Origin of the sequence: Pseudomonas sp. DWRC2-2, from assembly GCF_049897885.1 — a bacterium.
Classification (GTDB): domain Bacteria; phylum Pseudomonadota; class Gammaproteobacteria; order Pseudomonadales; family Pseudomonadaceae; genus Aquipseudomonas; species Aquipseudomonas azotoformans_A.
On sequence record NZ_JAFCXD010000001.1, the window covers coordinates 500,285 to 519,463 of the forward strand.

18 protein-coding genes are annotated in these 19,179 nt (G+C 62.0%); 9 read left to right on the forward strand and 9 right to left on the reverse strand.

Features of this window, described 5'->3' with window-relative positions; all coding sequences use genetic code 11:
- Window positions 1–39: 39 nt before the first annotated feature.
- Entirely contained in the window at window positions 40–1,209 is a 1,170-nt protein-coding gene (locus tag ACP7EW_RS02530) for a p-hydroxyphenylacetate 3-hydroxylase oxygenase component (protein WP_269131272.1), read from the reverse strand.
- A gap of 236 nt (window positions 1,210–1,445) precedes the next feature.
- Here ACP7EW_RS02530 and ACP7EW_RS02535 point away from each other — a divergent pair, with 236 nt between their 5' ends.
- Complete coding sequence (locus ACP7EW_RS02535; protein ID WP_426215074.1) at window positions 1,446–2,933, forward strand: aldehyde dehydrogenase family protein; 1,488 nt, start codon at window positions 1,446–1,448, stop codon at window positions 2,931–2,933.
- 151 nt (window positions 2,934–3,084) lie between these two features.
- Here ACP7EW_RS02535 and ACP7EW_RS02540 read toward each other — a convergent pair whose 3' ends face one another.
- Complete coding sequence (locus ACP7EW_RS02540; protein ID WP_426215076.1) at window positions 3,085–3,489, reverse strand: RidA family protein; 405 nt, start codon at window positions 3,487–3,489, stop codon at window positions 3,085–3,087.
- A gap of 384 nt (window positions 3,490–3,873) precedes the next feature.
- Between ACP7EW_RS02540 and ACP7EW_RS02545 the strand changes: the two genes are divergently transcribed.
- Entirely contained in the window at window positions 3,874–4,149 is a 276-nt protein-coding gene (locus ACP7EW_RS02545; protein WP_426215078.1) for a DUF6124 family protein, read from the forward strand.
- Between the two features lie 57 nt (window positions 4,150–4,206).
- On the opposite strand, the gene ACP7EW_RS02550 is transcribed toward ACP7EW_RS02545, so the two are convergent.
- The 6 genes from ACP7EW_RS02550 to ACP7EW_RS02575 all read right to left on the reverse strand — a co-directional run bounded on the left by ACP7EW_RS02550 (window position 4,207) and on the right by ACP7EW_RS02575 (window position 9,240).
- Window positions 4,207–5,139, reverse strand: a complete 933-nt coding sequence (locus ACP7EW_RS02550) for a pyridoxamine 5'-phosphate oxidase family protein (RefSeq protein WP_426215080.1) — start codon at window positions 5,137–5,139, stop codon at window positions 4,207–4,209.
- Between the two features lie 79 nt (window positions 5,140–5,218).
- Entirely contained in the window at window positions 5,219–6,103 is an 885-nt protein-coding gene (locus tag ACP7EW_RS02555; RefSeq protein WP_426215082.1) for a LysR family transcriptional regulator, read from the reverse strand.
- Window positions 6,103–7,023, reverse strand: coding sequence for a LysR family transcriptional regulator (locus ACP7EW_RS02560; protein ID WP_177112750.1), 921 nt, complete (start codon window positions 7,021–7,023; stop codon window positions 6,103–6,105). The genes ACP7EW_RS02555 and ACP7EW_RS02560 overlap by 1 nt, the downstream gene beginning before the upstream one ends.
- Before the next feature lie 18 nt (window positions 7,024–7,041).
- Window positions 7,042–7,662, reverse strand: a complete 621-nt coding sequence (locus ACP7EW_RS02565; RefSeq protein ID WP_426215084.1) for a glutathione S-transferase family protein — start codon at window positions 7,660–7,662, stop codon at window positions 7,042–7,044.
- 112 nt (window positions 7,663–7,774) lie between these two features.
- On the reverse strand, window positions 7,775–8,566 hold the full coding sequence (locus ACP7EW_RS02570; protein WP_426215086.1) for an ABC transporter permease: 792 nt from the start codon (window positions 8,564–8,566) through the stop codon (window positions 7,775–7,777).
- The gene (locus tag ACP7EW_RS02575) at window positions 8,563–9,240 is read right to left on the reverse strand and encodes an ABC transporter ATP-binding protein (protein ID WP_426215088.1); all 678 of its coding nucleotides are present in this window, start codon (window positions 9,238–9,240) and stop codon (window positions 8,563–8,565) included. The genes ACP7EW_RS02570 and ACP7EW_RS02575 overlap by 4 nt, the downstream gene beginning before the upstream one ends.
- A gap of 131 nt (window positions 9,241–9,371) precedes the next feature.
- On the opposite strand from ACP7EW_RS02575, the gene ACP7EW_RS02580 reads away from it, so the two are divergent.
- The 3 genes from ACP7EW_RS02580 to ACP7EW_RS02590 all read left to right on the forward strand — a co-directional run bounded on the left by ACP7EW_RS02580 (window position 9,372) and on the right by ACP7EW_RS02590 (window position 12,630).
- Window positions 9,372–10,448 carry an aldo/keto reductase gene (locus tag ACP7EW_RS02580; RefSeq protein WP_061449022.1) on the forward strand — a complete coding sequence of 359 codons (1,077 nt, stop codon included), beginning with the start codon at window positions 9,372–9,374 and terminating at the stop codon, window positions 10,446–10,448.
- 112 nt (window positions 10,449–10,560) lie between these two features.
- A complete protein-coding gene (locus ACP7EW_RS02585) occupies window positions 10,561–11,274 on the forward strand; it encodes a hypothetical protein (RefSeq protein WP_426215090.1) in 714 nt (237 codons plus the stop codon).
- A 159-nt stretch (window positions 11,275–11,433) separates the two neighbouring features.
- Window positions 11,434–12,630, forward strand: coding sequence for a DUF1835 domain-containing protein (locus ACP7EW_RS02590; protein ID WP_426215092.1), 1,197 nt, complete (start codon window positions 11,434–11,436; stop codon window positions 12,628–12,630).
- A 4-nt stretch (window positions 12,631–12,634) separates the two neighbouring features.
- Here ACP7EW_RS02590 and ACP7EW_RS02595 read toward each other — a convergent pair whose 3' ends face one another.
- Window positions 12,635–13,171 (reverse strand): chemotaxis protein CheY, encoded by a 537-nt coding sequence (locus ACP7EW_RS02595; protein WP_426215094.1) that lies wholly within the window; start codon window positions 13,169–13,171, stop codon window positions 12,635–12,637.
- Between the two features lie 206 nt (window positions 13,172–13,377).
- On the opposite strand from ACP7EW_RS02595, the gene ACP7EW_RS02600 reads away from it, so the two are divergent.
- The 4 genes from ACP7EW_RS02600 to ACP7EW_RS02615 are packed head-to-tail and all read left to right on the forward strand — an operon-like array spanning window position 13,378 to window position 19,104.
- Window positions 13,378–14,058, forward strand: a complete 681-nt coding sequence (locus tag ACP7EW_RS02600) for a fimbrial biogenesis chaperone (RefSeq protein WP_426216364.1) — start codon at window positions 13,378–13,380, stop codon at window positions 14,056–14,058.
- A 23-nt stretch (window positions 14,059–14,081) separates the two neighbouring features.
- Entirely contained in the window at window positions 14,082–15,062 is a 981-nt protein-coding gene (locus ACP7EW_RS02605) for a fimbrial protein (protein WP_038849123.1), read from the forward strand.
- Between the two features lie 57 nt (window positions 15,063–15,119).
- A complete protein-coding gene (locus ACP7EW_RS02610; RefSeq protein ID WP_061449027.1) occupies window positions 15,120–17,924 on the forward strand; it encodes an ATP-binding protein in 2,805 nt (934 codons plus the stop codon).
- A complete protein-coding gene (locus tag ACP7EW_RS02615; RefSeq protein WP_061449028.1) occupies window positions 17,911–19,104 on the forward strand; it encodes an EAL domain-containing response regulator in 1,194 nt (397 codons plus the stop codon). Before ACP7EW_RS02610 ends, ACP7EW_RS02615 begins: the two co-directional genes overlap by 14 nt.
- Window positions 19,105–19,179: the final 75 nt, after the last annotated feature.

The following is a 19,179-nucleotide window of genomic DNA, read 5'->3' on the forward strand; positions in this document are numbered from 1 at the left end:
TCGGATGGACGCCCTGATTGTTGTGAGGGGAAGAACGCGCTACACCATGCTCGGGTCCGGCTCCAGGCCCATCAGCTCACGGCCGAGGATCTGCGCGCAGACGTCGTAGTCGGTGTAGGCATGGGCACCGGTCATGTGGGAATCACGGAACAGGCGTTGCATTTCGTTGTGTTCGAACCAGGCATTGCCGCCAGCAGCTGCGAACAGCCGGTCCACGGCGTCGATGCACATTTTCGTCGCGTAAGCCTGGTTGGTGCGCCAGAACGCCAGGGTTTCGCGGCTCGGGTAGCGATGCGCGGCGCTGTGTTCCGCGTGGTCCTGCCAGGTCTTTTCGAGGAATGCGCGGGCGGCGGCCACCTGGTGGGTGGATTCGGCCAGGCGCATCAACGCAGGCGTCGCAGCGCCGACGGCGGCACCGGTATAGGCACGCACGCGGTTTTTGGTTTTTTCGCGGAACACCTCCAGCATGCGCTCGGCCACGCCGAGGCTGACGGTGGAAAACCCGCTGGCAAAATACGGGCGGTAAGGCGCGTAGAAAATCTGGCTGTCGGGATAAAGGCCGAAACCTGCGGACTTGCCTTCCATCATGTCCTTGGCTTTCTGGATCCGGTGTTCGGGCACCCAGGCGTTGTCGATGACCAGGGTCTTGGTGCCGCTGCCCTTCATGCCGGCGGCGAACCAATCGTCACGGATCTGGTAGTCACTGCGCGGCAGCACGGCGAAGCAGTAATCCTGGCCGCCTTCGGCGTTCTGCCGACGGCAGCCGACAATCGCCCAATCGCCATGGTCACAGCCGCTGCTCCAGCCCATTTCACCGCTGAAGTGCACACCGCCCTCGCCCTCCACCACCCGGCCAAACGGCGCAATACTGCTGCTGGCGGTGGCGTGCGGGTTTTCGCCCCAGATCTCCTGCTGCAACTGCGCCGAAAACAGCGCCAGTTGGTGGCTGTGGGTGCACAACAAGCTCATGGCCCAGGCGGTGCTGGCGCAACTGCCGGCAAGCAAGGCGATGCAGTCGGCGAACTCGGGCAGCGAAAGTTCCAGCCCGCCAAAGGCCTTGGGTTGAAAGGCGCGGTGCAGGCCGATGCTTTTGAGCAAGGCGATGTTTTCATCCGGCACTTGGCGCTGCTGCTCGGCTCGCGTGGCATTCGCGGCAATCAGGGGCAGGAGGGGCTTGAGGTCTTCAAGGAGCGGGTTTGGCTTTTTCATGGACGGCCCTGCTTATTATTGGAAGTCCGGCGGGCGCTCCGGGTTGAGGAACGACGCCTGATGCAGGGCCAGTATCGATGGGCGCGCGCAGGTGGAAAATGCACGTTCCGCAGGCAAGGTTGTACTTTTCATAGGCACGGCAGCCATAGGCATAAAGCCTGGCAGGCAGAGTCAAGCCATGACCCGGTGCCTTGGTTACCCTCGGGCTTTCCTTTGTGAACTGCCAGGAACCTGCCATGAGTGATATCCCGCTGCTGCCCCAAGTCGAAGCCTTTCTGCGTCGGTCCCATGGGCTGTTCATCGACGGCGTCAACGTGCGCAGCCATTCCAGCCAGACCCTGGCCGTGACCAACCCGGCCACCGGCGAGGTGATCGCCCAGGTGGCCGATGCGGACCTGACGGATATTGACGCAGCGGTGGACTCCGCCAACCGTGGCTTCCAGTTGTGGTCCCAGGCGTTACCCGCGACACGCGGCAACGTACTGCTCAAGCTCGCGGACTTGCTGGAACGCAACCGCGAAGAACTGGCGCAGATCGAGACCTGCCAGTCCGGCAAGATCATCCAGATTGCCCGCGCGTTCGAAGTCGACCAGGCCGCGCATTTCCTGCGTTACTACGCAGGCTGGGCGACCAAGCTCAGCGGCCAGACCCTCAGCCCGTCACTGCCCTCGTTCAACGGCGAGCGTTACACCGCGTTCACCTTGCGTGAACCGGTGGGCGTGGTGGTGGGCATCGTGCCGTGGAATTTCTCCACCATGATCGCCATCTGGAAACTCGCCTCGGCGCTGGTGACCGGCTGCAGCATCATCATCAAGCCCAGCGAATTCACGCCGCTGACCCTTCTGCGCATCGCTGAACTGGCCGTCGAAGCCGGGTTGCCAGCCGGTGTGCTTAACGTGCTCACCGGCGGCGGACATGTCGGCAAAGGCCTGGTGGAACACCCTGGCACCCACAAAGTGTCCTTCACCGGCTCCGTGTCGACGGGCATCGCCGTCGGCCGCAGCGCCATGGGCGCCGGCCTCACCCGTGCGACGTTGGAACTGGGCGGCAAGAATGCCGCGGGCTTCCTGCGCGATGTGGACGTGGACAAGGCGGTGGACGGCATCATCGAGGCGGGCTTTTTGCACTCGGGACAAATCTGCGCGGCGGCCGAGCGCTTCTTTGTGCACCGCTCGCAAATGGACGCTGTACTGGACACACTCAGCCAGCGCCTCGGCCGCCTCAACATTGGCTCGCCACTCGATGAACGCACCGAATTCGGCCCGGTCACCCACCACCAGCACCAACTCAAATTGCTCGGCTACTTCAGCCAGGCCCGCGCCGAAAACAATACGATCATCCACGGTGGCACCCTGATTGACCGTCCCGGCTGCTACGTCGAACCCACGGTGATCCTGGCCAACAGCATCAACGACACCCTGCTCAACGAAGAAACCTTCGGCCCCATCGCCACCTTCCTGCCCTACGACAGCGAAGACGAAATGCTCGCCCTGATGAACAACGGCCCCTACGGCCTCAGCGCCAGCCTGTGGACCAACGACCTGGGCAAGGCCCTGCGCATGGTGCCGGCGATCCAGGCCGGCACCGTCTGGGTGAACATGCACACACTGCTCGACCCGGCGGTGCCGTTTGGCGGCAGCAGGTCGTCGGGGGTGGGACGGGAGTTTGGCAGTGCCTTTATCGAGGATTACACCGAGCTGAAGTCGGTGATGATTCGGTACTGAAGGTGCGGGTAACGACCATGACTTCTGTGGCGAGCGGGTTTGTTGTGGTGAACGAGCTTTCTGTGGCGAGCGGGCTTGCCACAACAAGCCCCCTCACCACAATAAGCCCGCTCGCACCGAATCCCCACCGGCCCCACCACCTGACTTGTACTCACGCCTGCGCTATCACTGCCTCCGCCTCGATCTCGATCAACCACTCCGGCAACGACAACCCGCTGACGATAATCCACGAGGACGGCGGCGGGTTGTGCGGGAAGCGCTGGCGCAGCGCCTGTGCGATAGGCTCCTGCTGGTCGCGGGCGGACTCGGCGATGTACAGCCGCAACATGATCACATGGGACAGATCCCCGCCGACTTCGGCCAGCACCTTGTGGATATTGTCCAGCGCAGTGGCAGTCTGCTCGGCCATGCCTGGGCCGACCGTGCGCTCGTCCGCATCTACCCCCACCTGGCCGGACAGCATGATGCGCCGACCCTGTGGCACTTCAAGGGCCTGGCTGAAGCCGTATTGCAGGGAGTTGAATACCGTCGTGGGATTGATGACCTTTCGTTGCATGACGCTTCCTTGTTGTCGGTAGGAAAACAAGGCTAACCCATTGGACGGAGGCAACCCGGTGATTCAATATCTGGCAACATTTTAACCCCTGCTGGCTCCGCAACCACCGGACCGTTCTTACATAACTTTCGGGTTGCGTCCGATGAACCTCGCCGCTAACCTTCGCGGGTCGCTGCAAATTCAGCGAATGGGTGTGGTAGCCCAGTTCTTTCATAGACCCCAAAACGCTCACGGGCGTTTTTTTGTGCGGGCTGCTTTGTGGCGGCTGTGCATGGGAGGCTTCGGCCTGCCGGGTTTCTATGACCGGTCTACCACCCCGTGTACAGTCGCCTCCTTACTTCGTGTGGTAGCGAAATGGAGGTGCTCATTCATAGGAGCTTCGCCATGAAAAAAGTCACCCCCAATCCCCCGCCATCCCCCTCGGATGACAATCCGCAACTTCCTCCCGACGTCATTTTCACCGTCCGTCCCGGACTCACTACCGAAGCCGCCTTGAGCAATGCCAGCGAGATGCTTGATTCAGCGGCTGTCCTTGCCTATGACTGCGCCGAACACCTTGATGGGCCAAGCCGTAAAAAGGTGCTGGCGGTGGTCCAGATGGTCGAGATTGCACAGTTGTTAGTCGATGAGGCACTAAACCGGGAATGCCCGGTGGCCTGATCCAACACGCAATTCCCTGTGGGAGCCCAGCTCCCACATCTATTTGGGCGTCGTCTGCTACCAACGCCCCATCGCCAGACTGAACGGCGAAAACTCCGCGAACTGCCACCGCAACGCCAACGCCGCCGGGCGGCGCACCACCTGTTCCACCGTCACCGTCCACAGTCGCTGGGCGCCCTCGAACAGCGCCACTTGCGGGCCGTCCAGAATCAACGTGGTGCGCCCCGTCACTTGCAGCACGTCCCCCGATTCAAAGTCGATGAACAACAACCCCGCCAACGGGTTGGCTTGCAGGTTGCCCAAAGTGGCGAAAAACAGGTTGCCGGCAAAGTCTGGGATGGTCAGTACGTTGCCTTCGACCCGTACAAAACCCGTGTTGCCGCCTCGATGAGAAACATCCACCGAACGTTGGCCGTCCAACTCGACGTAGCTGGCGACAAACAGCGTGTCAGCGTTGCGGATCAGGGTTTGGGCGGCTGCGTCCAGGTCGTTGAAGCGTTCGACCACCGTGCCGGGTTTACGCGCGATGCCGTCGACCGGGCGCAGTTGGATGTACTTGGGGCAATTGCCGAAGGTGTGCACCACGTCGACCGAAAAGCCGTCGTGATCGAGTGCGCCGACACGGCCGTTCATGCGATTACGGCGCCGGGTGTTGAGGTCGATGCCCAGCAGGCCGATGGCGGCCCCCTCACGCAGGGCGTTGCGGGCCGGGTCGGTCGCGGACGGCAGGCTGTCGATCTGCAGGGTCTGCGGGTCCGGCGAGTGGGCAAAGCCTGGCGCGCCTTCGATCATCGTCGCCCAAGGGAGGCCCTGCTCGTCCACCGCACCCAGTATCAGGTAAGGCAACAAGGGGTAGAAATCCCGGTGCTGTTCCGGCAGGTGATCACGGATCACCTTCGGCCCGACCACCGCCATGCGGTCGGCCACGCCCACCGCCTCTTGTATCTGCCGTTCGCCGGCATGCCAGGGAGATTGTTCGATCAGGTTCATGGCGAGCACCTCAGGTTGGATGTGTCGATGCTGCGCCCTGCAAGCCGGTGTGAGAATCACCACGCCAGGCAATCCACCATTACGCCAGCTGAAATGCCGGGTGTTCGCGCAGCGCCATGACGCAGTGGTCGACAAAACTGCGCACGCGCATTGGCGCATTGCGGCCTTCGCGGTACACCACCTGCACAGGCAGTGGCGGCGGTTCAAAATCCGGCAAGACGCGACGCAGTTGCCCACTCTGCAGGTGTTCGTGCACCGGATAACTCAGGCAGCGGATCAACCCCGCACCCTGCACCGCCGCATTGATCGCGCCCTGTACTGTGGCGCAGCCGAGTCGGGCGCGGGCCTTGAGTGGGTAGCCCTGGAAATCCCAATGCACCCGATGGGCGCTGGCGATCAGCCGGTGCTGCTTGAGGTCGTCCGGGTGTCGGGGCTCGCCGTGAGCGGCGAGATAGTCGGGGCTGGCGCAGAGAATAGGCCGCACCTGCCCCAGCGGTCGGGCAATCAATGATGAATCGGGTAGTTCACCGACGAGGATGGCGACGTCGAGCCCTTCTTCATGCAGGTTCGGATAATAGTCGTGGTAGCTGACGACCAGGTTCACCTCGGGATAGCGGTCCAAATAGTCAGCCAGGACCGGCGCCATCACATAACGACTGAACAGGAAGGGCAAAAACACCCGCAAGTTGCCCTGGGCCTGCACGTGCAGCCCCTTGGCCGAGGCTTCGGCGGCGTCCACCGCAGCGAGCAGGCGTACGCAGTCCGCCAGGTAGGCGTTGCCGGCGTCGGTGAGGCTCACGCCGCGCGTGCTGCGCGCCAGCAACGGCACGCGCAAACGTGCTTCCAGGCGGGCAATCGCGCGTACCAGGGTCGGGCCCGAGACCTGAGCGTCACGCGCCGCCGAGGCCAGGCTCGGCTGCCCAGCCAGCGCGGCGAACAACTGCATATCGCGATAACGCTCCATCAGCTGCGCCGTTTCATCGCCGGGTTCAGGGCAGCGTCCTGGCCCAGGCGATGGGTGAGGAAATCGACAAAGGTGTTGATCTTGGCCGGCACCCGGCCATTTTTCTGGAACACTACCTGGATCGGCAGCGGCGCCGACTCATAGGCTTGGAGGACAATCTCCAGTTCACCCGCCGCCACCGCCGCGGCGATTTGATAGGACAACACCCGCGTCATGCCCCAGCCTTGGCGCGCCAGGTTGATCGCCGCATTGTTCGCCGTGACCACCAGACGCGGTTCGATGGAGACGGTCACGGGTTGGCCGCCGTCGACGAATTCCCAGCCACTCACCAGTGAGCTGGACGACGACGTGGCGATCTTGGCCTCACGCAACTGCGACGGATGCGTAGGCCGCCCGTGTTGTTCGAGATAGGCCGGCGCTGCGCAGACCACCCGGCGCACTTCGCCGACCTTGATCGCCTGCTGCCCCGGTTCATGCAAGTGACCGATACGCACCGCCACGTCCACCCCTTCGTCGGTCATGTTGACCACACGATCGACCAGCAAGGCGTTGATGTTCACCAAGGGAAATCGGTCCAGGTACTCCCCCAGCACCGGTGCCACATACAGCTCGCCAAACAGCACCGGCGCGGTCACCGTCAAATGGCCGCAGGGGATGGAATAACTGCCCGCCGCCGCTTCCTCGGCTTCATCGAGCTCGGCCAGGATGCGCCGGCAATCTTCGAGGTAACGCTGGCCGGCTTCGGTGAGGTGCAAGCTGCGGGTGGTGCGCGCCAGCAATTGGGTGCCGATGCGTTCCTCCATGGCGGCGATCGCACGTGTCACGCTGGGTGGCGAGGTTTTCAGGCGGCGCGCGGCAGCGGCGAAGCCCTCCTCCTCGGCCACCGCCAGGAACACCTGCATTTCATGAAATCGGTCCATCGGTACGCCTCTAGAAAATTAGTGCGACTGCAACCCCACCGCCGTACGCGGCATGCCCACGAACCCCGGCAACGCCTCGATACTGGCGAGCCAGGCGCGTACATGAGGGTAGTCGGCCAGCGAAACATTGCCTTCCGGCGCGTGAGCGGTATAGGTGTAGAACGCCACATCGGCAATGGTGGGTTGCTCGCCGGCCAGGAAACGGCTCTGGCTCAGTTGCGCTTCCACCAGTTTCAGCAACGCATGGGAACGGGTAATGGCGTTGACGGTGTCGACTTCGGCACCAAACACCGTGGCCAGTCGTGCAGAGGCAGGCCCCGCATGCAGCTGGCCGGCAGCGGTCGACAGCCAGCGCTGCACACGGGCTTGGCCCACCGGGTCGATCGGCAGCCATTGGCCTTTGCCGTAGGTGTTCGCCAGGTAAATCAGGATCGCGTTGGAGTCCGCCAGCACGACACCATTGTCATCGATGGCTGGCACCTGGCCGAACGGGTTGATGGCCGCAATGAATTCGGGCGTTTTGTGGGCGGCTTGCTTGAGGTCCACCAGTACATAATCCGTAGGCAGGTCGAGCAGCGACAGCATCAGTTCGACGCGGTGGGAGTGGCCGGACAACGGGAAACCGTAGAGTTTGATCATGAGAGGCTCCAATAAAGTGGGGTATCAACGCCCCGCATGTTCCGCCGCTGCCCCGGCTGTTGGAATGACCAGGATTTACAATCCAGCATTTCGTCCGGTGAAACAATCTCACTCAGCGTTCCTGAAGCCGGTCCCGCAAAAACCGATGGTTCACCGAAAACAACCGCCGGTAAGTCAGCAACACTGCCCCGACGGTGCCCAACGCCGACGAAGCGGCAATCAGAAACATGATCACGATCTGATACCGCACCGCATCCACCGGGCTCTCCCCCGCCAGCACTTGCCCGGTCATCATGCCGGGCAGGCTGACGATGCCCACCACGGTCATCTGGTTCAGCGTCGGGACCATCCCGGCGCGCACAGCCTGGCGGATGGCGTCCTGCGCGGCTTCCCAGCGCGAGCCGCCGAGGGCGAGGATCATTTCGATGGTGTTGCGTCCCGACGTCAGTTCCTGGGTCATGCGTTCGATCCCCAGTGACACGCCGGTCAGGGTGTTGCCCAGGATCATGCCGAGGATCGGGATCGCATACTGCGGCTCGTACCACGGGTGGATGCGGATCACCGCAAACAAACCCACCGCCGTCACCAGCCACGAACTGCCCCACACCGAGAGGATGCTGTCCACGCGCTGCCCCCGGTACGTCCGCCGCCCGCGCCCCGCCGCCGAGATGCCGGCGATCAGGGTCATGGCGCACATCAACGGCAGTACCACGTACCAATAGGCGAACTCGAACACCCAGCCGAGCAGGTAACCGATGGCCAGCAGCTGCACCACCGTGCGCACCGCCGCCCACAACAACTGGCGCTCCAGGCCCAGGCGCAGCAGCAGCGAGAGCGCGCCGTTGACCAGGATCAGCGAGGCGGCGATGCCCATGTCCAGTGCGGTCAGATTCTGATAGTTCATGGCTGGGTCGCTCCACTCAATACACCGGCGCTCATCTGCCAATGGATGTTGCTCATGCGCCGGGCCTGGTCCAGGTCGTGAGAGACCCAGATACAGGCCCGGGCGCGATCAGCCGCAAACCAGGCGTCGATCAGCGCTTCCACTTCGCGGGATGAGGTGGGATCGAGGGCGGCGGTGGGTTCGTCGAGCAACAGCACTTCGGGACTGAGTTGCAGGGTGCGGATCAACGAAACCACTTGGGATTCACCGCCCGACAGGTCGGCGGCGCGCTTGGCCAGAAAGTCCGGGGTCTTGCCAGCGTGACCCAGCAGCGTGGTCACCGTGGCAAGGTCGAAGCGGCGTTTGCGCGAGGTCTTGAGGCTGAAAGGGAAACGCAGGTTGTCTTCCACCGTGCCGTCGAGCAGTGCCGGGCGTTGCGACAGGTAGCTGATGTGGCAGCGGTAGTGGGGAATCTGCGCGTTGCCGATCGGCTGGCCATTCCACAGGATCTGCCCGGAACTGGGCGCGTCCAAAAGCGCCAGTGCACGCAGGAACACACTTTTGCCGGAGCCGGACGCGCCGGTGATCGACACGCGGTCGGCGGCATTCAAGGTGAAATCGGTGGGCTCGAGCAAGGCCACGTGGCGGCGCTCGTCCATGCGCGTGAGGGCGCGGGTTTCGATCAGTGCGCTCATGGACGCGGTGTTCCTCTCAATCTGGATGAGGCAATGGTGAGGCACACTCGCCGGGATTTCATTCAAAAAATTCAAACTATCGCAGCCGGTGTGGCTCAGAACTCTAGGTTCAGCATTACCGAGGAGGCAACATGCAATACCGACAACTGGGCCATTCCGGCCTGCTGGTATCCGAAATCATCCTGGGCACCGTGCCCTTTGGCGGTCGCGCCGAGTTTGAGAAATGCGGATCGGTGGATGTGCCCCTGGCCAAACGCATGTTCGATATCGCGTTCGACGCGGGGGTGAACATGGTCGACACCGCCGACCTCTACTCCCACGGCCTGGCCGAAGAAGTCGTCGGCAAAGCCTTGGGTGACAAACGCAACGATATCCTGCTGGCCACCAAGGGCCGCAGCCCGGTGGACGACAACCCCAACAACTCAGGTTCTTCACGCTACCATCTGATTCGCGCGTGCGAAGCCAGTTTGAAACGCTTGGGCACCGACCATATCGACCTCTACCAACTGCACAACTGGGACGGCATGACCCCCATCGAGGAAACCCTTGAAGCGCTGCGGCTGCTGGTGGGTTCGGGGAAAATCCGCTACTTCGGCACCAGCAACTTCACCGCCTGGCAAATGATGAAGACCCTGGGCAAGGCCGAACTGCACGGCATGCTCAAACCCATCACCCAGCAGATCTACTACACACCAGAATCCCGCGAAGCCGAGTACGAACTGCTGCCGCTGGCACTGGACCAGTCGGTGGGCACACTGGTGTGGGGCCCAATGGGCGAAGGCCTGTTGACCGGGTCCACCCGTCGTGGCCACAAGCCGCCCGCCAACACCCGTCAGGGTAGCGGTTGGCCAGAACCCTACGTGCATGACCAAGAGCGTGCGCTCGACATCATCGAAACCCTTGCCGCCGTCGGTGATGAGCACGGCGTCTCGGTCGCCCGCACGTGCCTGGCATGGCTCAAGGATCGACCGGGGATCACTTCGCTGATCGTCGGCGCCCGCACCGAAGCGCACTTGCGCGACAACTTGGCCGCCACTGAATTGAAGCTCACCCAGGAACAGTCCTCACGCATCGAAGCCGTGACGCGTCGCCAGCCGTTGTACCCCTACTGGCATCGCTTTACCGCCGGGATCGACCGCTTTGATCCGGCGGAGCAGCCGTTTCTGGCAGAGCATCAGAAGACCCTGGATGCGCGCAAGGACAAATAACGCCCGGTAGCCTTGTGCGCAAGGCTGCCTCTTTCTATGCATCTTGTCGGCAGGCGGCCTGGGCAAAGCACAGCCTGCTCGCTAGACTCGCGCTCCTATAAAAGGAGCCCTCATGGACGAACCGAAAGCATCCAATGCCCCCGCCTCCCGTTTGAGCGCAGCGTGGCTGTGGCGACTGATAAAGCGCCAAAGCCTGCCGATCATGCTGCTGTTGTTTGCGCTGTTTTACTCAAATGGCTACGCCTATCTGGAGGCGTATAACAACGCGCTCGGCGTGCCCGTCAACCGTCTCGGCTACGACACTTATCACTACGTGGTGTACGGCGGAAACGACATTCTGGTCAAACTGGCTGCCTTGCTTATCGTCTGCGCAGCGGTCCTGGTGTTCGCTTGCCTGATGTACTTCACCGAAAACCCTGACCGTGTTTTACCCACTCGGGAACTGGGCACCCACACACGTCGCTATCGAATGCTGCGCAGGCTGGAGAAGAGCTACAGAAAAGCCCCAACGCCGATATCCGGCACACTGCTGATCAGCCTTCTGGCATTTTTTGCCTGGATCATCTGGTCGCTGGCGTACGCGCAGTCGATGGACCATGGCAAGCTGAGAGCCTACGAAGAGATTCGTGATTGCAAGCCTTCAATCCTCCAACTCAGCAACCTCGATGTGGTCACTGCCTGTATCGTCGGCGAAAGCGACGACCTGTTGTACCTGGTGGAAAAACACAGTGAGGGCGGCGAAGTCCGGTTCCAGAAACGCCGAGTTCCCAAAGACAGTATCCGTTCGACCACGGGGCCCGAAACGCTGCTGAAAAAGCCCGGCTGACCCATGTATTTGCAATCGGGCGCAGCACTGCCTATATTTCCCGCCTGGCGCTCTCTACGCCACCTTCCGCGGAAAGGGCTGCGCCCAAGACACTGCAACACCCTCTTTTTTCTACGACTCCCCACCTTGAAGCGGAAAAGGTTTGTGCAAGGAGATCGTATGTCCCGCCACTTCAATACCGATGGCCGCCTCAACCTTGAGCAACAGCGCAAGCGCGCCAAGGAACTGCTGCCACGCCTCAAAGCCGAAGACCCGAACGCTACCTTGTCCCAGGCACAATGGGAAATCGCCAAACAGCTGGGTTTCAGCAGTTGGCCCAAGCTCAAGGCACATGTCGACGCCATCGACTTCGCCGCTCGCCACCCCGACTTTGCCGCCAGCGACGAAGCCCGTACCACCCATTGGCGCTGCGGCAATGACATTGCCCACAGCCTCCAACTGGCGGGGTTCAAAGGGCAGTTCCGGATGCTCACCGACCCACTGTGCATGGGGCCGGTCCGCGAGTTGCCCAGCCAAGCCTTCCGCGCCATGCGCAGCGCTTTTATCAGCCAGGCCTTTGCTATCGATCAAGCCGATTCGGCTCGGCGCATCGACACTGAATACGACCACCTCGAAGCCTTGGCCAGCGCCGAACACAGTGTGCTGTGGTGCGAAGCGGATGCCTATGACCAACTGTTCCTGATCCGCGCACTGGCGGGTCTTGAGCAAGCACCGCGCAAGCTGGAACTGATCGAGGTCGACCGCATTCCCGGCGTGCAGCGTTTTATCGGCATCGGCCAACTGGCGCCGGATGTGTTGGCGTGGCTGTGGCCGCAACGGCGCTTGATTGATGATGACGCCGTGGAACTCGCCAAAGAGGCCTGGTCGGCGTATTGCGACAGTTCGCCAGTCAAGTGGGCGGAAATGGCCCACCACAAGCATCCTGCCCTGCCCTTGTTGGCCCCGGCGCTGTTACGCCAGTTGCAGGAACTGCCAGGCGCGCGCGATGGCTTATCCCTGACCGAACGCCTGGCCCTGACGTACCTGGCCGACGTCGGGCCAACACCCTTCGGTCGGGTATTTGCCGAATTGATGGCCAAGCGCGAACCACTGCCGTTTCTGGGGGACATGATGTTTCATGCGCTGATGCGGCCGTTGATTGACGGTGACGCCCCCTTGCTCACAGAGTCCGATACGCACAAGGACTGGCCGCAACGCGAGTTGAGGCTGACGCCCCTGGCGCATCAGGTACTGAGCGGTGATGCGTATTGGCTCGACCATGCCAGCCATGAGCGTTGGGTCGGCGGCGTGTCCTTGAGGCCCGGCCAGCCCCATTGGACGATAGACCAAGACGCCGTGCCCCACTGGCGTGGCTGACGCCTCACCGCTTGGGTGACAAGCCGATGGCACACGCAACCACCGCCGGGTCTCCCTGGAAGGTGGTTCGCGTGGCAATTGACAGCTTGCTCGTACGCGGCGCCGCGCCGTCCGTATCCACGGCTCGCAACGTCGGCCGCTCCACCGACGGCACGGCGTGCGCCGGGTCGACGATTTCCATGCAGCGGCGCAACGAGTTGAGGTCCGGTGACTGTGACAGCGCCAAATGCAGGGTCTGGCTCACGGACACAGAGACCAGCGAACTCTGCGCGCATTGGCCGTCATAAATCAGCGTATGGCGAATCAGTCGGTTGTCGTGGCAGTACTTCAGCAGGTTCACCTGTCGCGAGCGCACCAGCGCAGTGTCGATGATCAACAGGTCGAATGCCACGCCTTCCGAGCGCGTCAACGCTTGCAGCTCATCGAAGGAACTCAGCGGGGCGATGCGGTAATAGCCCAGCTGGTTGAGCATTTTCTCGATCTTGATTCGCTGCAGTAGGTCCGCATCGGCAATCAGCAGGCGTAACGCTTTATTGGGCATAGGGTAAACCTGACAGTTGGGCATCAGCGTCGATCATTCAACGGTGATCACGGTAACCGTCCGCAACGAGGCCTGACTTTAAGGCGAATCTGAAACGGTTACCCTGGGCATGCCAACTCTTTTAAGAATCGCCTCAAAGCCTTTCCCTCCACGCCTCCCTACCATGGCCCGCGTCTCGAACGCCGCCATGGAATTTCTCTGTGTTCATGTTTCTACTGCGCCTACTGCTGCTGACCGGCGTACTGCTGACCCTCGCACCGCCGGCCCGGGCGGCACTGAAAATCGAAGGCACGCGCCTGATCTACCTGGGCCAGGACAGGGGCGCCAACATCGGTGTGGTCAACCAGGCCGCCCGCGAAGTGGTGGTGCAAACCTGGATCAGTGGGGAAGACACGCCGCCCAATGGCGACGTCCCTTTTGTCGCCACCGAACCCCTGGTTCGGCTGGGGCCCGGCGAGCATCACCAACTGCGCATCCTGTACGCCGGCGAGGGGTTGCCCACACACCGTGAATCGCTGTTCTGGCTCAACATCCTGGAAATCCCGCTCAAGCCCGACAGCCCCAACAGCGTGCAGTTCGCGATCCGCCAACGCCTCAAGCTGTTCTATCGCCCGCCGACGCTGGCCGGCGGTTCGGCGCAAGCGGTGCAGCAGTTGGTCTGGAGCACGGACGGGCGCCGTGTCACGGTCAGCAATCCCAGTGCGTTTCACGTGTCGCTGGTCAACCTGCACGCCGACACCTGGGCCCTCAGTGATTACCTGCTGCTCAAGCCCAACGAGAGCAAAACCCTGGACGCACCGGGCGCGATCATCAAAGGCACCCCCCTCCACTTCACCGAAATCACCGATATCGGCTTGCAGGCCCGCCACAGCGCGGTGCTCAAGTGATAGACCGCGAGGTATTTGCACCTATGTCACTCACCCGACGACTTCTGCCGATGCTGCTCTGGGCCTGCGCGGCCCTACCGGCCACCAGTCACGCCCTGGCCTGTCGCGAAGACGGCAGCGGCTCGATCATCACCCAGGAAGCGCTGGGGACCGCGCTCGCGGTGGCCGCCGATGCGCCCAACGGCACCATCATCTGGGAGTCCGGCCCGCGCACGACAAATGTGATCTGCAAGGACGACTACAACCATGGCCGTGAAGAGGTGTATTTCTACGTCAACCCGGCCAACGTGAGTATCGGCACCGGTATCCGCGTGGGCATCCGCTACAACAACCAGCCGATCACCCAGAGCACCGGCAAGGTCGGCACCGGGTTCTTTTCCGACCGGGGCTGCACCGCCAACTGTGTGGGCTGGGACAAGGCGCGCTTTACCCTCAACTTCAGTGTCTTCATCGAGAAATACGACCCTACGCCACCCAGTGGCCAGGCCAGTACGCTGACCTCCTATCGCGTGTTCCAGCTGGACGGCGTGCGTGGCCTCAACTCACGGCCCAACAGCAATTTCAACTACGTGGTGACGGGCATGAACGGCATCCGATTCGTGCCCTGTACGCCGGAGCTGACCATCACCCCCAGCGTGGTCAACTTCCCGACGCCTTCGCGCAAAGCGGCGATCGGTGAAGTCGCCAGCACCGCGAACTTCAGCCTGAACCTGCGCAAGGGTTGCGACACGCCCTACACCGTCAGTGCGCGCTTCGCGACCACGCCTGGCGGTGGCGCAGTGGTCAATGGCCTGCTGGTACCGGACAACAACAGCTCGGTGGGCATCGCATTATCCCGCGCTGAGAGCCAGCAACAGCTGCCTTTCAACAACTGGTTCACGTTGCAGGAACTGATGGGGCTGGGCCAGAGCCATGATGAGTTCCGTGCCGACCTGAAATGGCGCACCCTGCCGATCCCCGGCGCGTTTGACGCCGCCGTGGTGGTCGATATGTATTACAAATAGCTGACTTTTAAGGATCGTCTTATGCCATCGGTGTCGGCCGGCACTTAAAGTCTGCCGATGCGATTGAAAAGTTATCTGCTCCAGATCAACCCCGTCCTCTCCCGACCCGAAGCTGCCAGAAGGCTGCTGCGTATTTTTGCGACTGTGCTGCTGATCGGCATATTGAGCGGGGTCTACACTTTTCTGCTGTCCACCTTCAACAATGATATTTCCCAGCGCCGCGGCTACATGAGCAGTGCCATCGCCGAGGCCCACACCTTTTTCACCAACCGCGAGGCCTTGCTCGAAAGCCTTAGCCTGTCGGCGGTACGGCGGCCCTCGAAAACCCCGGTCTACACCTTCTCTCCGGAAGAACAGCACCTGCAACTCGGCGATTCGCCGGACAACCAGTGGAGCATCTGGCTGACCACGCGGATGCGTGAGTACCTCAAGGCCAAACAGCTCAACTTGTTGTACGTGAACGCGGGGCCCACGCCGCAGGTGACACGGCTGTACGATGCCACCACCCAGGTGCTGCCGATTTCCAAGTGCCTGCTCAACCGCCTCAAGGCCGTGCAACACGGCGATCCCAGCACACTCAATGAGTTATGGCTGAGTGACAGGACCGAGGGCCATTCGCACCTGTACATCTTTATCCGCCTGGATGAACGCGACCCTGAATCCGGCTGGCTCGGCATGGAGATGGAAAGCCGCGAAGTGTCCTCCGCCCTCAGCGACAAAAGTGCCGGCGAGTTCATGATGCTCAGTTCCCAAGGCATGCTGGTGTTCACCAACAGCGACAACGCACAGCTCAGCCAGCAACGCCTGAGGCCGGGAGAGGACAGCTTTTTCGGGTTTGTCGGCAACGGCTGGTTGCCCGATCACCTGGTGATCCGCAAGCACCTGAAATCCTCGGACTGGCAATTGATGTACTCCATCGACCTGCGCGCGGTGGTCAGTGGCCTGTGGAAGCAGTTGCTCGGCTCGCTGCTGTTCTGCTTGTTCAGCGTGACGCTGATTTGGCTGGTGATGCGCCGGGTTGACCAACGCTTCATCATCCCCTCGATCCATCGCATCCAGGCCTTGATCGAAAGCGAAGCGTTCGGCCGCGATGTGATCCAGACCGCGCCTGTCGCGCTGTGTGTCTTGCGCCGTACCGACGGCCAGGTGGTGTTGGAAAACACCTTGGCGCAGCAATGGCTGGGGGCCGGTCCGGAGCGCGAAGCCTTGCGCGACGGCTGGATCGAGCAAGCCTTCGCGAACGGACCGTCCGAACGCAGCGACTACTTTGAAACCATCGACGGTCGTCACCTCTACCTCAGCAGTGCGCCCACTCGCTACAAAGGCGAAGACGTGTTGTTTTGCGCCTTCAGCGACATCAGCGCACGCAAGCAGGTCGAAGCGGCGCTGGAAGAAGCCCGGCAATCGGCCGATGCCGCCAACGCGGCGAAAACCCTGTTTCTGGCGACCATGAGCCACGAGATCCGCACGCCGTTGTATGGCGTGCTCGGCACCCTCGAACTGCTGGCGCGCACCCAACTGGACACCCAGCAGAAAGACTACCTGCACGCAATCGAAGGCTCCTCCTCGACCTTGTTGCAACTGATCTGCGATGTGCTGGATGTGTCGAAGATCGAAGCCGGGCAACTGGCCCTGGAGTTGAGCGAATTCTCGCCGCTGGACCTGGTACACGAAATCATCCAGGGCTACGCGGCAGCCGCCCAGGGCAAAGGCCTGCAACTCTATGCCTGCTTCGACCCCAAGCTACCGGAACGCTTGATCGGCGACGTGACCCGCATCCGCCAGATCCTCAACAACCTGCTCAATAACGCCGTGAAGTTCACCGACTACGGACGCGTGGTGCTGCGCGTCAAAGTCCTGGGGCGCGACGGCGAGCGTTCCAGCCTGCTGTGGCAGGTCTCGGACACCGGCAAAGGCATCGCCCAGGAAGACCAGGCGCTGATTTTCGAGCCGTTCTACCAGAGCGAAGGCAACACCAACGTGGTCGCCGGCACCGGCCTGGGCCTGCCGATCTGCCAGCGCCTCACCGAGTTGATGAACGGCAATATCCGCATGGTCAGCGAATTGGGCCTGGGCAGCAGCTTCAGCCTGACCTTGCCCCTGGAAGAAGCCCCCACCCCACCCCTGCCAGCCCTGCTGGCCGAAACCATTTACATCGCCTCGCCCATCCCGGAACTGGCGAACGCGATCAGCGGCTGGCTACGCCGCTGGGGCGCACGCGCGCAGACCGCCCTGCCGGCGCAGACTGACGGGCACCTGCTGTTGCAACTGCACCCCGGCAACGTTGACCCGTTGCTGGTCGCCGACTGGGCGGGCCCGGTCATCCATGCCAGCAGCAACGCCAGCAGCCCCCCGCCGGATGAGGCCGGCGCATGGCACGTCAACCTCAACCACCTGAGTGCGATCCATCAAGCGGTCAGCCAGGCACAGGGGTTGTGGGTGGCACGCGCCGACGAACAGACACGCCAGCGCGACCTGAAAAAACTCAACCTGCACCTGCTGGTGGCGGAAGACAACATCATCAACCAGCTGATATTGCGCGACCAACTGGAAGAACTCGGCTGCACCGTGGAGTTGGCCGCCGATGGTCATGAAGCGTTGCAGCTCTACACCGCCGGCACCTTCGACGTGGTGCTGACCGATGTGAACATGCCCCACATCAACGGCTACGAACTGGCGCGGGAACTGCGGCGCCAGGGCTGCCCGTTGCCGATTATCGGGGCCACCGCCAACGCGATGCGCGGCGAGGCCGACCTGTGCCTGGCCGCCGGCATGAACCATTGCCTGGTCAAGCCTTTCGCGTTGCGGGCGCTCTTCAATTCCCTGGCGCCTTATGCACGGATCATTCATGAAGCCCCTTAGTATTTTGATCGTCGAGGACCATCCTCTGCAGCACATCTACTTGCAGCACCTGCTCAGTGAGTTGGGGGATTTCATGCTCGAAGCCGCCCAGGATGGCAAAGAAGCGCTGGAACGTCTTCGCCAACGGGACTTCGACCTGGTGCTCACCGACCTGCTGATGCCCGGCATGGACGGTGTGCAATTCATTCAAAGCCTGGCCAGCCTGCGCTGCAAGCCGGCACTGGCGATCATGAGCGTGGCGTCGCGGCGCATGTTGATGGCCGCCAGCCTGGTGGCCAAGAACCTGGACGTGGAAGTAATCGGGCTGATCTCCAAACCGGTGGCTGCCGACGCCCTGCGTAGCCTGGTCGAGCAACTCAGGCACAAGATGCGCACGCCCTCCCCTCTGCCGACCAAACACCTCGACATCGACCGTCACACGCTGATCCAGGCCATGGGCAACGGCCAGTTGCAAGCCTGGTTCCAACCCAAGAAGTCCCTGGCCAACGGTCGCATCGTCGCCGCCGAAGCACTGGTGCGCTGGATGCACCCCGAGCAAGGCGTGATGTTGCCCGGCGCCTTTCTGGAGGCGATCAAAGCCTTCGAACTGGAAGAGCGTCTGTTGTGGCTGGTACTCAAACAGGCAATCTATGCGCAAAAACAATGGTGCCTGCGCGGCTATGACATCCCTGTGTCGATCAACCTGCCGACCCATTTACTCAACAGCCATGACCTGGCCGACCGTTTGCTGGAGTTCGTGCTGCTGCACGACGGCATCCCCGGCATGATCTGTTTTGAGCTGATGGAGTGCTCGGTGCCCCAGGACATCAGCAACTTCTACGCCGGTGCCTGCCGCCTGCGGATCAAGGGGTTTGGCTTGTCCCAGGATGATTTCGGCAAAGGCTACAGCTCGTACCTCAACCTGGTCTCCACGCCGTTTACCGAACTCAAGATCGACCAGGCGCTGGTCCAGGGCTGCCACGACAACGAAGGCATGGCATCGGCCCTGGCGAGCATCATCAGCCTGGGCCGCAAGCTGGGCCTGACCGTGGTTGCCGAAGGGGTGGAAACCCCACAACAACTGGCCCTGCTGCGCAAGATCGACTGCAATCAGGTGCAGGGGTTCTTGATCTCCCACGCGGTATCTTCCGAACAATTTCAACAACTTCTGAACAATGATGGCCCCGCGACATCTCATTAGGCGCCAGGCACGGATCTTTTGTTGCAGAGAGGGGCTAAGCTCCATCCAGTGCCGATTTTTTCTCCGCCTGCGGAC

Excerpts from the sequence above, each read along its gene's own strand:
- ACP7EW_RS02530 (WP_269131272.1), bottom strand. The coding sequence starts at position 1,209 with ATGAAAAAGCCAAACCCGCTCCTTGAAGACCTCAAGCCCCTCCTGCCC.
- ACP7EW_RS02535 (WP_426215074.1), top strand. The coding sequence starts at position 1,446 with ATGAGTGATATCCCGCTGCTGCCCCAAGTCGAAGCCTTTCTGCGTCGG.
- ACP7EW_RS02540 (WP_426215076.1), bottom strand. The coding sequence starts at position 3,489 with ATGCAACGAAAGGTCATCAATCCCACGACGGTATTCAACTCCCTGCAA.
- ACP7EW_RS02545 (WP_426215078.1), top strand. The coding sequence starts at position 3,874 with ATGAAAAAAGTCACCCCCAATCCCCCGCCATCCCCCTCGGATGACAAT.
- ACP7EW_RS02550 (WP_426215080.1), bottom strand. The coding sequence starts at position 5,139 with ATGAACCTGATCGAACAATCTCCCTGGCATGCCGGCGAACGGCAGATA.
- ACP7EW_RS02555 (WP_426215082.1), bottom strand. The coding sequence starts at position 6,103 with ATGGAGCGTTATCGCGATATGCAGTTGTTCGCCGCGCTGGCTGGGCAG.
- ACP7EW_RS02560 (WP_177112750.1), bottom strand. The coding sequence starts at position 7,023 with ATGGACCGATTTCATGAAATGCAGGTGTTCCTGGCGGTGGCCGAGGAG.
- ACP7EW_RS02565 (WP_426215084.1), bottom strand. The coding sequence starts at position 7,662 with ATGATCAAACTCTACGGTTTCCCGTTGTCCGGCCACTCCCACCGCGTC.
- ACP7EW_RS02570 (WP_426215086.1), bottom strand. The coding sequence starts at position 8,566 with ATGAACTATCAGAATCTGACCGCACTGGACATGGGCATCGCCGCCTCG.
- ACP7EW_RS02575 (WP_426215088.1), bottom strand. The coding sequence starts at position 9,240 with ATGAGCGCACTGATCGAAACCCGCGCCCTCACGCGCATGGACGAGCGC.
- ACP7EW_RS02580 (WP_061449022.1), top strand. The coding sequence starts at position 9,372 with ATGCAATACCGACAACTGGGCCATTCCGGCCTGCTGGTATCCGAAATC.
- ACP7EW_RS02585 (WP_426215090.1), top strand. The coding sequence starts at position 10,561 with ATGGACGAACCGAAAGCATCCAATGCCCCCGCCTCCCGTTTGAGCGCA.
- ACP7EW_RS02590 (WP_426215092.1), top strand. The coding sequence starts at position 11,434 with ATGTCCCGCCACTTCAATACCGATGGCCGCCTCAACCTTGAGCAACAG.
- ACP7EW_RS02595 (WP_426215094.1), bottom strand. The coding sequence starts at position 13,171 with ATGCCCAATAAAGCGTTACGCCTGCTGATTGCCGATGCGGACCTACTG.
- ACP7EW_RS02600 (WP_426216364.1), top strand. The coding sequence starts at position 13,378 with ATGTTTCTACTGCGCCTACTGCTGCTGACCGGCGTACTGCTGACCCTC.
- ACP7EW_RS02605 (WP_038849123.1), top strand. The coding sequence starts at position 14,082 with ATGTCACTCACCCGACGACTTCTGCCGATGCTGCTCTGGGCCTGCGCG.
- ACP7EW_RS02610 (WP_061449027.1), top strand. The coding sequence starts at position 15,120 with ATGCGATTGAAAAGTTATCTGCTCCAGATCAACCCCGTCCTCTCCCGA.
- ACP7EW_RS02615 (WP_061449028.1), top strand. The coding sequence starts at position 17,911 with ATGAAGCCCCTTAGTATTTTGATCGTCGAGGACCATCCTCTGCAGCAC.